The 14,757-nt window shown below is 33.2% G+C and carries 9 protein-coding genes, 1 tRNA gene and 1 other RNA gene; all 11 read left to right on the top strand.

The window, feature by feature from the left end:
• Window positions 1-47 precede the first annotated feature (47 nt).
• The 11 genes from gltB to recR all read left to right on the top strand — a co-directional run bounded on the left by gltB (window position 48) and on the right by recR (window position 14,299).
• Entirely contained in the window at window positions 48-4,556 is a 4,509-nt protein-coding gene (gltB, locus tag CD034_RS07265; RefSeq protein WP_103288238.1) for a glutamate synthase large subunit, read from the top strand.
• Between the two features lie 18 nt (window positions 4,557-4,574).
• Complete coding sequence (locus tag CD034_RS07260) at window positions 4,575-6,038, top strand: glutamate synthase subunit beta (protein WP_002454509.1); 1,464 nt, start codon at window positions 4,575-4,577, stop codon at window positions 6,036-6,038.
• A gap of 58 nt (window positions 6,039-6,096) precedes the next feature.
• Window positions 6,097-6,189 (top strand) — tRNA-Ser (locus tag CD034_RS07255).
• Between the two features lie 176 nt (window positions 6,190-6,365).
• On the top strand, window positions 6,366-7,808 hold the full coding sequence (gene treP / locus CD034_RS07250; RefSeq protein WP_103288237.1) for a PTS system trehalose-specific EIIBC component: 1,443 nt from the start codon (window positions 6,366-6,368) through the stop codon (window positions 7,806-7,808).
• A 78-nt stretch (window positions 7,809-7,886) separates the two neighbouring features.
• Complete coding sequence (treC, locus tag CD034_RS07245) at window positions 7,887-9,524, top strand: alpha,alpha-phosphotrehalase (RefSeq protein ID WP_002454507.1); 1,638 nt, start codon at window positions 7,887-7,889, stop codon at window positions 9,522-9,524.
• A gap of 22 nt (window positions 9,525-9,546) precedes the next feature.
• Window positions 9,547-10,272, top strand: coding sequence for a trehalose operon repressor (gene treR, locus CD034_RS07240; protein WP_002447948.1), 726 nt, complete (start codon window positions 9,547-9,549; stop codon window positions 10,270-10,272).
• Window positions 10,273-10,368: 96 nt separating this feature from the next.
• Window positions 10,369-10,638: signal recognition particle sRNA large type (ffs, locus tag CD034_RS07235), an RNA gene on the top strand.
• A 312-nt stretch (window positions 10,639-10,950) separates the two neighbouring features.
• Complete coding sequence (locus tag CD034_RS07230) at window positions 10,951-11,469, top strand: GNAT family N-acetyltransferase (protein ID WP_002454506.1); 519 nt, start codon at window positions 10,951-10,953, stop codon at window positions 11,467-11,469.
• Between the two features lie 72 nt (window positions 11,470-11,541).
• The gene (dnaX, locus tag CD034_RS07225; protein ID WP_002454505.1) at window positions 11,542-13,251 is read left to right on the top strand and encodes a DNA polymerase III subunit gamma/tau; all 1,710 of its coding nucleotides are present in this window, start codon (window positions 11,542-11,544) and stop codon (window positions 13,249-13,251) included.
• 126 nt (window positions 13,252-13,377) lie between these two features.
• The gene (locus CD034_RS07220) at window positions 13,378-13,695 is read left to right on the top strand and encodes a YbaB/EbfC family nucleoid-associated protein (RefSeq protein ID WP_002447964.1); all 318 of its coding nucleotides are present in this window, start codon (window positions 13,378-13,380) and stop codon (window positions 13,693-13,695) included.
• A gap of 7 nt (window positions 13,696-13,702) precedes the next feature.
• Window positions 13,703-14,299, top strand: a complete 597-nt coding sequence (gene recR / locus CD034_RS07215; protein WP_103288236.1) for a recombination mediator RecR — start codon at window positions 13,703-13,705, stop codon at window positions 14,297-14,299.
• Window positions 14,300-14,757 lie beyond the last annotated feature (458 nt).

The raw sequence follows: 14,757 nt of genomic DNA, 5'->3' as shown, positions 1-14,757 counted from the left end.
ATTATTAACAGTAAATTTTCTGAAAATTCTCAAAAGGAGTGGGCATCGTGTTTAAAGATAAACTAAAAAGAGGATTATATGATTACCGTGAGGAACATGATGCATGTGGAATCGGTTTTTATGCCAATATGGATAATTTAAGATCTCACGATATTATTGAAAAGTCATTAGAAATGTTGCGTAGATTAGACCATCGAGGCGGTATTGGAGCTGATGGTATTACTGGTGATGGCGCAGGAATTATGACAGAAATTCCCTTCGAATTTTTTAAAAAACATACTCATTTCGCCTTACCTAATGAAGGCGAATATGCGGTAGGTCTTTTTTTCTCTAATCAAAAAGTTTTAGATACACAGCATGAAACTGTATTTAATCAATACTTTAACGATGAAGGATTGAAAGTAATTGGTTATAGAGATGTACCTGTAGACACACAAGCGTTAGCAGAACATGTTGCTTCTACAATGCCTTATGTACAACAAGTATTTGTAGATTTAAACCAACACGAAACGCCTGTTAAACAGCTTTATTTAGCACGTAAACAAATTGAACAATATGCAGAACGCGAACATTTAGAATTATATTTTACAAGTTTGTCTCATAAAACGATTGTCTATAAAGGGTGGTTACGTTCAGATCAAATCAAGACGTTATACCTAGACTTAAATAATGAGGATTATCAATCAAAATTAGGACTTGTTCATTCTAGATTTAGTACGAATACGTTCCCTAGTTGGAAACGTGCACATCCTAACCGACTTCTTATGCATAACGGAGAAATTAATACGATTAAAGGTAATGTTAACTGGATGCGTGCCCGTCAACGTCAACTGATTAATACTTTATTTGGTCATGAAAGTGAAAAAATTCAAAATATTGTTGATGAAGATGGAAGCGACTCAGCTATTGTAGATAACGCGTTGGAGTTTTTAAGTTTAGCAATGGAGCCTGAAGAAGCGGCGATGTTACTTATACCAGAACCATGGTTATATAATAAATCCAATGATGAACATGTACGTGCATTTTATGAATTTTATAGCTATTTAATGGAACCTTGGGATGGCCCAACAATGATTTCATTCTGTAATGGCGATAAAATTGGCGCATTAACTGATCGAAATGGATTACGACCAGGACGCTATACAATCACTAAAGATAATTTTATTGTTTTCTCATCTGAAGTGGGTGTGATTGATGTACCAGAAGAAAATGTTGCGTTTAAAGGACAATTGAATCCTGGGAAATTATTGCTCGTTGATTTTAACTCTAATAAAGTCATCGAAAATAACGAACTTAAAACTCATATTGCACATAAATATCCTTATAAAGATTGGATTGATCAATACAAAATTAATTTAGAATTAGACGAAGTTCAATATCAACGTCAATTATTAGATGAAGCAACACTGTTTAAAGTACAAAAGCAGTTTGGCTACACTAAGGAAGATATTCATAAATATATGACAGATTTGGTGGTAGGAAAAAAAGATCCTATTGGTGCAATGGGGTATGATGCACCGCTCGCAGTACTCAATGAACGACCAGAATCATTATTTAACTATTTTAAACAACTGTTTGCTCAAGTAACGAATCCACCTATCGATGCTTATCGTGAAAAGATTGTAACAAGTGAGTTATCTTATCTAGGTAGTGAAGGAAATTTACTTCATCCAGCACCGAATGTCTTAGATCGTATACAACTTACTAAACCAGTTCTTACATTAAATCAATTAGATAAAATTGAACAAAGTAAGTTTAACGTGAAACATTTATCGACCCTGTATCAAGATATTTCACTCGAAGAAGCTCTAAATCATATAGGAGAAGAAGCGGTTCAAGCTACAAAAGAAGGTTATACAATTTTAGTGTTAGATGATAGTGCACTAATCAATACAACTCAGTCGTTACATTATGCTATGCCAATGTTATTAGCTGTAAGTCATATTCATCAATTACTTATTAAAGAAGACTTACGTATGAGTACAAGTATTGTTGCTTTATCAGGTGAAACACGTGAAGTGCATCATGTTGCTTGTTTACTTGGATATGGTGCTAATGCAGTCATTCCATACTTAGCACAACAAACGATTGCTCATTTAACTGATAGTCACCATCTTGAAGGTTCAATTTCAGAAAATGTTGAAACATATACAAATGTTTTATCAGAAGGCGTTATTAAAGTTATGGCTAAAATGGGTATTTCTACCGTTCAAAGTTATCAAGGCGCACAAATATTTGAAGCAGTAGGCTTATCTCAAAATGTTATTGACACTTACTTTACAGGAACACAATCTAAATTATCAGGATTAAGTATTGAACAAATTGATGAAGAAAATAGAAAACGTCAAAGTAATGAAGAAGAATATCTAGCTTCTGGTAGTAATTTCCAATGGCGTCAACAAGGGCAACATCATGTATTTAATCCAACAACGATTCATTTATTACAACATGCCTGTCGTGAAAATGATTACGAGCAATTTAAAACATTTACTAATGCTGTGCATGACAATAGACACGACCATTTACGTGATTTACTAGAATTTAAATCTCAATCATCAATTCCTATTGAGCAAGTAGAATCTGTAGAATCAATTGTAAGACGCTTTAACACAGGTGCTATGAGTTATGGTTCTATTTCTGAGGAAGCACATCAAACTTTAGCAAAAGCGATGAATAAATTAGGAGGAAAAAGTAATAGCGGTGAAGGAGGAGAAAATCCTAAACGATATGTCATTCAAGAAGATGGCAGTTATTTATCAAGTGCGATTAAACAAGTTGCATCAGGACGATTTGGTGTAACTAGTGAGTATTTACAACACGCTAAAGAATTACAAATTAAAGTAGCTCAAGGTGCAAAACCTGGTGAAGGTGGGCAACTTCCTGGCACTAAAGTATATCCTTGGATTGCTGAAACACGTGGATCTACACCAGGTATTGGGCTTATTTCTCCACCACCACACCATGATATTTATTCAATTGAAGATTTAGCGCAATTGATTCACGATTTGAAAAATGCAAATAAGGATGCTGATATTGCTGTTAAACTCGTATCTAAAACAGGTATAGGAACGATTGCTTCAGGGGTAGCTAAAGCATTTGCAGATAAAATTGTAGTCAGTGGTTATGACGGTGGTACGGGTGCATCTCCTAAAACAAGTATTCAACATGCCGGATTACCATGGGAGCTTGGTTTAGCAGAAACACATCAAACATTAAAGTTAAATGATTTACGTAGTCGTGTACGTTTAGAAACAGACGGTAAGTTATTAACAGGTAGAGATGTAGCATTAGCGTGTGCATTAGGAGCAGAAGAATTTGGTTTTGCAACTGCACCTCTTGTTGTTCTCGGGTGTATTATGATGAGAGTGTGTCATAATGATACTTGTCCAGTAGGAATAGCAACACAAAATAAAGATTTACGTGCGCTTTATAGAGGTAAAGCGGATCACGTTGTCAATTTTATGCATTTCATCGCTGAAGAATTAAGAGAAGTTCTCGCAGAACTTGGCTTGAAAACAGTCGAAGAACTAGTAGGACGTACGGACTTATTACAACGTTCTCGTCATATTAATCCTAAATCTAAAGCTGCATCACTTGATATTGAGAAATTACTTCATGCAGTTGATGGACCGAACACAAGAGAAATAGCTCAAAATCATCATTTAGATATTGGATTCGATTTAAATTATTTATATAAAGAGGCAAAACAAAGTATTGAAAATGGGGAAACATTTAAAGGACAATATACAATTAATAACACTCAACGAAATGTTGGTGTAATTACGGGTAGTTATATTACGAAGCAACATGGTAGTAAAGGTTTACCTGAAGAAACGATTATTGCGGAAACGATGGGCCATGCTGGGCAAAGTTTAGGTGCATTTGCTCCTAAAGGACTATTAATACATCATACTGGAGATGCCAATGACTATGTAGGGAAAGGATTATCTGGTGGAACAGTCGTTGTGAAAGCACCAAAGCATGCTCGTGAAAATGAAATTATTGCAGGTAATGTATGCTTCTATGGAGCCTCTAGTGGTAAAGCCTATATTAATGGCAGTGCTGGAGAACGTTTCTGTATTCGTAATAGTGGTGTTGATGTAGTTGTTGAAGGAATTGGAGATCATGGTTTGGAATATATGACAGGTGGACACGTGGTTATACTTGGTGATGTTGGCAAAAACTTTGGCCAAGGTATGAGTGGTGGAGTAAGTTACATCTTCCCAAGTGATATCGAAGCATTTAAAAAAGCGAATCAACTTTCAACATTAGCATTTAAACGTGTGCAACATGATGAAGAAAAGCACTTACTTAAATCAATGTTAGAAGAACATTATCGTTATACAGAAAGTACAAAAGCTAAAGATATCTTAAATCAATTTGAAAATGTCACTGAACATGTCATAAAAGTAATTCCAAAAGATTATGAATTAATGATGCAAAAAATTGAGTTACAACGTCGTCATTTATCAGAAGATAACGAAGCAAAATTAGCTGCATTTTATGATCATCGCACATCGATTGAAAAAGACTTGCAACCAGCTGTGATTTATTAAAGAAAGGAAGGAAAAGTTATGGGTGAGTTTAAAGGGTTTATGAAATATGAGAAACAATCATTAGCAGAATTGTCACTCATTGAACGTTTAGAAGGACACGAAGCATTCCAACAACGATTTTCTAGAGAAGAAGCCTCTGTTCAAGGGGCAAGATGTATGGATTGTGGAACGCCATTTTGTCAAACTGGACTTCCTTTCGGACGAGAAACAATTGGTTGTCCAATAGGAAATTATATACCTGAATGGAATGATTTAGTTTATCATCAAGACTTTAAAGAAGCGTACGAACGTCTAAGTGAGACAAATAATTTTCCTGAATTTACAGGACGTATTTGTCCTGCACCATGCGAGCAATCATGTGTTATGAAAATTAATCGTGATTCTGTAGCAATTAAAGGCATCGAACGCACGATTATTGATGAAGCTTATGACAATGGATGGGTAAAACCAAAATATCCAAAAGAACACAAAGACCAGAGCGTGGCAATTGTTGGAAGCGGTCCTGCAGGATTAGCAGCGGCGGAAGAATTAAATCATGTAGGCTATCAAGTTACTGTCTTTGAAAGAGCAGCTGAACCAGGTGGTTTATTAATGTATGGTATTCCAAATATGAAGTTAGACAAAACTGTGGTTCGACGTAGAATTGAAATCATGCGTGAGGCAGGTATTACTTTTAAGACAAATACTAATATCGGTGTAGATATAACACGTGATGAATTAGAAGAACAATTTGATGCGATTGTATTATGTACTGGTGCTCAAAAAGCACGCGACTTACCTTTAGAAGGTAGAATGGGACAAGGTATTCATTTTGCTATGGATTACCTTACTGAGCAAATGCAAGTTTTAAATGGTGAGATTGAAGAAGCTTCAATTACGGCTAAAGATAAAAATGTAATTGTTATAGGAGCAGGGGATACTGGAGCAGACTGCGTAGCAACTGCTTTACGCGAAAATTGTAAATCTATTGTACAGTTTAACAAGTATACAAAAGCACCAGAAGAGATTACATTTGAAAGTAACACGTCTTGGCCTTTAGCGTTACCTGTATTTAAAATGGATTATGCTCATAAAGAATATGAAGCACGATTTGGAAGAGAACCTCGTGCATATGGTGTTCAAACTATGCGATATGATGTAGATACAATGGGTAATATTCGCGGCGTTTATACCCAAATTTTAGAAGAAACACCTGAAGGTATGGTAGTGGTTGATGGTACAGAAAGACACTGGCCAGCAGATTTAGTATTATTATCAATTGGATTTGAAGGAACTGAAACAACAGTACCACGATCATTTGATATTAAAACCAAACAAAATAAAATTGTAGCAAATGAGCAGGATTACCGTACAAATCAAGAAAAGGTATTTGCTGCAGGAGATGCACGTCGTGGACAAAGTTTAGTTGTGTGGGCAATTAAAGAAGGCCGAGCTGTAGCTAAATCAGTAGATCAATATCTCAAACAAAAAGTTTTAGCATAATAATATAAAAAGATTGACTTCCAATGAATAATATTATATGATGATTATTGTGTTCATTGGAGGAATACCCAAGTCCGGCTGAAGGGATCGGTCTTGAAAACCGACAGGGCCTTAACGGGCCGCGGGGGTTCGAATCCCTCTTCCTCCGCCATTATCATTAAAATCCAAGACTAATCAATATAAAGAAGATAAGCACTCAGTAACTTACTGAGTGCTTATTTTTATGTACTAAATTTTTAAAAAATTAAATTATTTAATGAAAGCCTTTACACAACTTGTCTAGACAAGTTATACTTTGTTTAAGTTAGAAACAAAGGAGTGGACATCGTGAGTGTAAAAAGAAAAGATGTACAAGATATTGTTCAAGCAATAGGTGGAAAAGAAAACGTAGATACTGCTACTCATTGTGTAACGCGATTACGATTAGTTTTGAAAGATGATAATAAAGTAGATAAGGAAGCTTTATCTAATAATACGCTTGTTAAAGGCCAATTTAAAGCTGACAATCAATATCAAATTGTTATTGGTCCTGGTACAGTAGATGAAGTGTATAAACAGTTTGTAAATGAAACCGGTGTAGAAACTGCATCTAAAGATGAAGCAAAAACTGCCGCTGCAAAAAAAGGGAATCCATTACAACGATTAGTAAAATTATTAGGAGATATTTTTATTCCAATTTTGCCAGCACTAGTAACAGCTGGTTTACTTATGGGGATTAATAATCTTTTAACTATGGAACATTTATTTGGTCCTAAGGCCTTAGTGGAACAACATCATCAATTAGGTGATATTTCTAATATTATTAATGTCATAGCTAGTACAGCATTTATCTTTTTACCAGCTTTAATTGGTTGGAGTAGTATGAAAGTCTTTGGAGGTAGTCCAATTTTAGGATTAGTGTTGGGGTTGATATTAATGCATCCTCAACTTGTTTCACAATATGATATAGCTAAGGGCCAAATTCCTACATGGAATTTATTTGGTTTAGAAATTAAACAACTAAATTACCAAGGGCAAGTCCTTCCGGTACTTATCGCGGCTTATGTACTTTCTTTAATTGAAAAAGCACTTAATAAAGTCGTGCATGATTCAATTAAGATGCTTGTAGTAGGGCCTGTGGCATTATTAATTACAGGATTCCTATCATTTATTATTATTGGGCCTATAGCATTAGGTATCGGAACAGCGATTACAGGTGCTATACAATTTATTTTTGAATATGCGGGTTGGTTAGGGGGCGCAATTTATGGTTTCTTCTATGCACCACTTGTTATTACTGGATTACACCATATGTTCTTAGCAGTGGATTTTCAATTGATGGGCAGTTCTTTAAAGGGAACTTATTTATGGCCAATTGTAGCCATTTCTAATATTTGTCAAGGATCAGCTGCATTTGGTGCATGGTTAATTTATAAACGTCGAAAAATGGCAAAAGAAGAAGGATTAGCATTAACATCTGGCGTTTCTGCTTTCTTAGGTGTCACTGAACCAGCTATGTTTGGAGTGAATTTACCTTTAAAAGTACCGTTTTTTGCTGCTATTTGTACATCGGGTATTTTAGGGGCAGTCATTGGAGCAAACCGAGTACTTGGTAATGTAGGGGTAGGAGGCGTTCCAGCTTTTATTTCAATCCAAAGTAAATATTGGTATATTTATATACCTGTTATCCTATTAGCAATGATTTTGCCAGCAGTATTAACGGTGGTTTTTTCTAAATTCACTAAAGTTAAAGCTAAAGAAATGATAGAAAATCCGGATGATAGAAAATGAGACTTAAGAACTTTCATTATAAGATGTGAATAATTAATTATTTTGAAGAATATATTTTTAGATAAAGGTGGCATTAATATGATTCAAAACGATTGGAGAAAATCAGTAGTGTATCAAATTTACCCTAAATCTTTTAATGATACGACTGGAAACGGTAAAGGAGATTTGAATGGTATTATTGAAAAATTAGATTACATAAAGTATTTAGGCGTGGACTATATTTGGCTAACACCTATTTATGAATCTCCAATGAATGATAATGGTTACGATATCAGTGATTATTTTAAAATTAATGAAGAGTTTGGAACGTTAGATGATTTTAAAAAATTGATTTATGAAGCACATCGTCGAGACTTAAAAGTTATGCTAGACATTGTAATTAATCATACGTCTACGGAACATCATTGGTTTAAGGAAGCAATTCGTTCAAAAGATAATCCTTATCGAGATTTTTATTTTTTCAAATCATCAGCAGATGGACCACCAACAAATTGGCAATCTAAATTTGGTGGAAATGCTTGGAAATATGATGAGAAATCAGATGAATACTATCTACACTTATTTGATGTGACACAAGCTGATTTGAATTGGGATAATGAAAAAGTAAGACAAGCACTTTATGAAATGGTAAATTATTGGATTCAATTTGGCGTTGATGGCTTCCGTTTTGACGTAATAAATCTTATTTCTAAAGATGAATTTAAAAATTCGGAAGCTATCGGAAAAGAATTTTACACTGATGGCCCCCGTGTTCACCAATATTTACATGAACTCAACCGTCATACTTTTGGAAATAGAAATATGATGACAGTAGGTGAGATGTCTTCAACGACGATTGACAATTGTATTAAATATACACGTCCTGAGCGTCAAGAGTTGAATAGTGTATTTAATTTTCATCATTTAAAAGTGGATTATAAAGATGGTGAAAAGTGGACAAATGAAAAATATGATTTTCTTAAATTAAAGAAAATTTTAATGGAATGGCAAGTAGGTATCCATAATGGTGGTGGCTGGAATGCTATTTTTTGGTGTAATCATGACCAACCAAGAGTAGTATCACGATTTGGCGATGATACAAATGAATTGAATCGTCAAGCAAGCGCAAAAATGTTAGCTATTGCGTTACATATGTTACAAGGGACACCCTATATTTATCAAGGTGAAGAAATTGGCATGACTGACCCTCATTATACATCAATACAAAAATATAGAGATGTCGAATCTCTTAATGCGTATACACATCTAAAAGAAGAAGGAATACCAGAAGAAGAAATCTTGACCATTTTATCCCAAAAATCGCGTGATAATTCACGCACTCCTATACAATGGAATCAAAATGAAAATGCGGGGTTTACATCTGGTACGCCATGGATAGATTTACCTAATAATATAGATGCGATTAATGTTGAAGATGCTATAAGTAATAAAGATTCAGTTTTACATGTATATCGTCAACTTATTAAGTTACGTCATCATTATGATATTATTACTTATGGAGATATTGAACCATTGTATATGGATCATCCACAATTGTTTATTTATCGTCGCAACTATAAAAATGATTCTTGGTTAATTATTGCTAACTTTTCAAATGAAACTGTTAGGATTCCAGATGATCTTGATATAGTAGGAGATATTATTATTCAAAGTGGTACAATTCTTGACAATAAGATTTCACCATATGGTGCGATAGTTATTAGTAAGTCATATTAAATGATAGGGTGAAAAATTAAAAATGGGTCAACAAAAATTTGCAGTAATTTATGAAAAATTAAAAAAAGATATTTCTGAGGGAATATACTTACATGGTGAACAACTACCGTCAGAACGTGAGCTTGTAGAAACGTATCACTCATCTCGAGAAACGGTAAGAAAAGCACTTGAATTACTTGCAAATGATGGGATGATTCAAAAAATTAAAGGAAAAGGATCGATAGTTATTCAACAAGATATCACTGAATTTCCTTTTTCAGATTTAATTAGCTTTAAAGAAGTTAAAGAAAAGTTAAACTTAACTCATGAAACACATGTACTTGTAAATGAAATAATAAAGGCGTCTGATGTTCCTTTAGTGAAAGAACAATTGTGTTTAAGAAATAACGATTTATTATGTCATGTAGTAAGAAGTAGAAGTGTGGATGGAAAAGTTAAAATATTAGATGAAGATTATTTTCTAACATCATTAGTTCCTAAAATATCTAATGAGATAGCTAGAAAGTCTATTTATGATTATTTAGAAAAAGAACTTCATTTAAATATTAGCTATTCCAATAAATCAATTACATTTGAACCATTTAAGGATTTTGAATATCAAGTGTTTGGTAAAGTGCACCATCCATATACAGCGACAGTAAGAAGTACCGTTTTTCTTAAAGATACGACGCGATTTCAATATAATGTTTCAAAGCATTTAGCGACAGAGTTTAAGTTTAATGAATTTTCTCGTCGACAAAATAAATAGTAATATTTTTGAATTTGTTTTTAACTTGAATGATTTATAAATAAATATATTATTTTACTTGCAACGTTAATACGTTTTATAGTATTATAAAACTTACCGTGCTAGGTGGGGAGGTAGCGGTTCCCTGTACTCGAAATCCGCTTTATGCGAGACTTAATTCCTTCGTTGAGGGTGTACTTTTGTGAAGTCTGCCCGAAGCACGAGGTGTTTGAAGATTTCGGTCCTATGCAATATGAACCCATGAATCATGTCAGGTCCTGACGGAAGCAGCATTAAGTGGACACTCATATGTGCCGTAGGGTAGCCGAGATTTAGCTATCGACTTCGGTAACGTTTATGATGTACATTCGATTCGAAGGTGCACGGTTATTTAATTTAAAATTAATCATTTCTATAAATAGATATACTTTACGAGTGACTTTAATTTAAAGTCACTCCTTTTTTATATAAACTATAGAAGAACTTAGAATACAGATAAAGACTTTTAAATCATTTAAATAAGTTGGCATCGAACAACTATAAACATCATACTTATATACAGATATTCAAAATAAGCATTTTGAGAAAAAATGCCCTAAATTATTTTTATAATGAGGGTCATGGGTGTATACACTGATACATTCACTTACTTCATTTAACAGAAATATGATTAGGAACATGTTAATATAGGGGGAAGTTATGCAAGTTTATTTAAGTACTTTAACTGAAATGGATTATATCGAGACTTTAGAAAAACTTGAACAACATTATACTAATAACGAAGGTTTAGATGGTAAATCACATAGTAAAATAATTTCTAATTTAAGAAAACAACCTACATATAATTATGAATTAGAAGTTATTGCCAAAAAAGAAGATGGGGACATTATAGGGCACATCATGCTAAATGAAGTGAATCTCATTGATAATGAAGATACATTTAAAGTATTACAATTATCTTCTTTGATTGTAGCAACACCTTATCGAAACCAAGGTATAGGAAAAGCTTTAGTACAAGCTGTAGAAGAGCGTGCGAAAGCTCATCATTATACTGCTATTATTGTAGATGGTTGTCCTGATTATTTTACAACGTTAGGTTATGCATCAGCGGCGCAACATCATATTATATCGAAAAGTGATGATAAGCCTCTTTATGTGAAATTCTTGTGGGATCAATTAAGTGAATATCCACATGGGAAACTAGAACCGATATCATAGAAGTATAAAAAATTAATATATCAAAGATATGACATGATATAATTGATAAGTAATTGTATTGGAGGTGCGACTGTGAACTATCAAGCTTTATATCGAATGTTTAGACCTCAAAGTTTTAGTGATGTTGTAGGTCAAGAACATGTCACTAAAACTTTGAGAAATGCTATTTCAAAAGGAAAGCAATCTCATGCATATATTTTTAGTGGGCCAAGAGGAACTGGTAAAACAAGTATAGCTAAAGTGTTTGCTAAAGCTATTAACTGTTTAAATCCCCATGATGGTGAACCTTGTAATGAGTGTGCAATATGTAAAGGCATTACACAAGGAACAAATGGTGACGTTATTGAAATTGACGCTGCTAGTAATAACGGTGTTGATGAAATTAGAAATATTAGAGATAAAGTTAAATACGCACCTAGTGAATCAAAATATAAAGTTTATATTATAGATGAAGTTCATATGCTTACAACAGGTGCTTTTAATGCTTTATTAAAAACATTAGAAGAACCCCCAGCACACGCTATTTTTATTTTAGCAACAACAGAACCGCATAAAATACCACCTACGATTATTTCACGTGCACAACGTTTTGATTTTAAAGCGATTAGTACGGAACAGATTGTGGAACGATTACGTTTTGTTGCACAAGAACAATCACTAGATTATGAGGAAGCGGCATTAGAATTTATTGCTAAAGCATCAGAAGGTGGTATGCGTGATGCATTAAGCATTATGGACCAAGCAATTGCTTTTGGAGATGAGCATCTTACATTACAAGATGTATTAGACGTAACGGGTAGTGTAGATGAAGCGTCGCTTAATGAATTGTTTAACGATATCGTTAATGGAAATGTAAAAGAAGCATTTTCTCGTTATCATCACTTTGTATCTGAAGGTAAAGAAGTAAATAGACTTATTAATGATATGATTTATTTCGTAAGAGATACAATTATGAATAAAACCATCAATGAACAAACAAGTTACGATGCCTTAACTCAATTTGATTTAGAAACGTTATATTATATGATAGATATTATAAATGATACGCTCGTTTCTATTAGATTTAGTGTGAATCAGAATGTACACTTTGAAGTGTTATTAGTTAAATTAGCTGAAATGGTAAAAACAAATCCTACGAAAGTAGAAAATGTAGCAACAACTCCTGTTGCTACAGAACCTAATAATGAAGTGTTATTACAAAGAATGGAACAACTTGAAAATGAGTTAAAAACTCTAAAAGCACAAGGTATTTCACAGAGTAATAACAAGCACACACAAACAAACACACATTCTAGAAGTAAACGTCAAAGTAAAGCAGCATTTTCTATGACTCAGATAGCTAAAGTGTTAGATGAAGCAAATAAAGAAGATATTCAACTACTCAAAGAACATTGGCAAGAAGTCATTGATTATGCTAAAAGTAATGATAAAAAATCTTTAGTCAGCTTATTGCAAAACTCAATTCCAGTAGCAGCAAGTAGAAAACGTGTATTAATTCAATTTGATGAAGAAATACATTGTGAAATTGTTAATAAAGATGAAGAAAAAAGGAAAAACATTGAAAACGTCGTTTGTAATATCATAGATAAAAATGTTGAAGTAGTAGGTGTCCCTTCAGATCAATGGATGAGAGTAAGAAGCGAGTATATTAATCATAGAAAACAAAATGATCATCATTCTTCTGAAAGTACAAAAGATAATACTAAAGAGGAAACGTCTGATATCGCTCAAAAAGCGAAAGATTTATTTGGTGAAGATACTGTGAATATTATAGATGAATAATAAAATAGGTCAGTTTGTTTACAAAGTAAGTTGAATGAGTCATACATGACAATAAATATAAACGTATGTATAATAAAATATAAATTATAATAAAATTAATGTGAAAATTTAAGGAGGAAATGAATTATGCGCGGTGGTGGAAATATGCAACAAATGATGAAACAAATGCAAAAAATGCAAAAGAAAATGGCACAAGAACAAGAAAAACTTAAAGACGAACGTATTGTAGGAACAGCTGGTGGCGGTATGGTTGCTGTAACTGTAACTGGTCATAAAGAAGTTGTAGATGTAGAAATTAAAGAAGAAGCAGTAGATCCAGATGATATCGAAATGTTACAAGATTTAGTTTTAGCTGCAACAAATGAAGCAATGAATAAAGCAGATAATTTAACACAAGAACGATTAGGTAAACATACTCAAGGCTTAAATATTCCAGGAATGTAGGTTAAGTATGCATTATCCTGAACCGATTTCAAAACTTATAGATAGTTTTATGAAACTGCCAGGCATTGGTCCCAAGACGGCTCAACGTCTGGCTTTTTATACATTAGACATGAAAGAAGACGATGTCGTAAAATTTGCTAAAGCCTTAGTAGATGTTAAGCGAGAACTTACCTATTGTAGTATTTGCGGTCATATTACTGAAAAAGATCCGTGTTACATTTGTGAAGATAAACAAAGGGATCGTTCAATTATTTGTGTGGTTGAAGATGATAAAGATGTTATTGCAATGGAAAAAATGAAAGAGTATAAAGGCCTTTATCATGTATTACATGGATCTATCTCTCCAATGGATGGTATAGGACCTGAAGATATCAATATACCTACACTTATTGATAGATTAAAAGATGAAGAAGTTAAAGAACTTATATTAGCTATGAATCCAAACTTAGAAGGTGAATCGACCGCCATGTATATTTCAAGACTTGTAAAACCTATTGGAATAAAGGTAACACGCCTTGCACAAGGGTTATCAGTTGGTGGCGATTTAGAGTATGCTGATGAAGTAACGCTTTCTAAAGCAATTGCTGGTAGAACCGAAATGTAAATTTTTATGTGCTATTTATAGTAGATTAGTATTGAATAACGAGGATATTTTACCTTCAATAATACTAAATCACACTGTAAATAGCTTTTTTAAAAATTATTTTAAAAAAATGTAAATTTTTAAAAGTTTGTTTTATAGGAGAAGAGCAATGTAAAAAAAGCTATAAACTGAAACAAAACATACTTAATATTAACTATTAACAAATTATTTTATATAATGTTCGTATTTTGTGGATTAGACTCTATCTCTCACCCTTTGCAGTGTAATTTTTACCATTGTACATTTGGAAGAAACCCTGTATAGTATGTATTTGTTGAGCGAAACAAATCAACGAACATTAAAAACACAAAAAAATTAATTAAAAAAAGTTGTTGACTTTCATATCGATAGCGAGTATAATTAATTCTTGTGTTGAAGAAAATGAACATTGAAAACTGAATGACAATATGTCAACGTTA

Source organism: Staphylococcus hominis subsp. hominis (assembly GCF_002901845.1).
Classification (GTDB): domain Bacteria; phylum Bacillota; class Bacilli; order Staphylococcales; family Staphylococcaceae; genus Staphylococcus; species Staphylococcus hominis.
Note: the sequence above shows the minus strand (reverse complement) of the source record. Positions and strands in the feature narration are given on the sequence as shown.

Coding starts and splice junctions, on each gene's coding strand:
- treC (WP_002454507.1), top strand. CDS start 7,887: ATGATTCAAAACGATTGGAGAAAATCAGTAGTGTATCAAATTTACCCT.
- treR (WP_002447948.1), top strand. CDS start 9,547: ATGGGTCAACAAAAATTTGCAGTAATTTATGAAAAATTAAAAAAAGAT.
- CD034_RS07260 (WP_002454509.1), top strand. CDS start 4,575: ATGGGTGAGTTTAAAGGGTTTATGAAATATGAGAAACAATCATTAGCA.
- CD034_RS07230 (WP_002454506.1), top strand. CDS start 10,951: ATGCAAGTTTATTTAAGTACTTTAACTGAAATGGATTATATCGAGACT.
- CD034_RS07220 (WP_002447964.1), top strand. CDS start 13,378: ATGCGCGGTGGTGGAAATATGCAACAAATGATGAAACAAATGCAAAAA.
- recR (WP_103288236.1), top strand. CDS start 13,703: ATGCATTATCCTGAACCGATTTCAAAACTTATAGATAGTTTTATGAAA.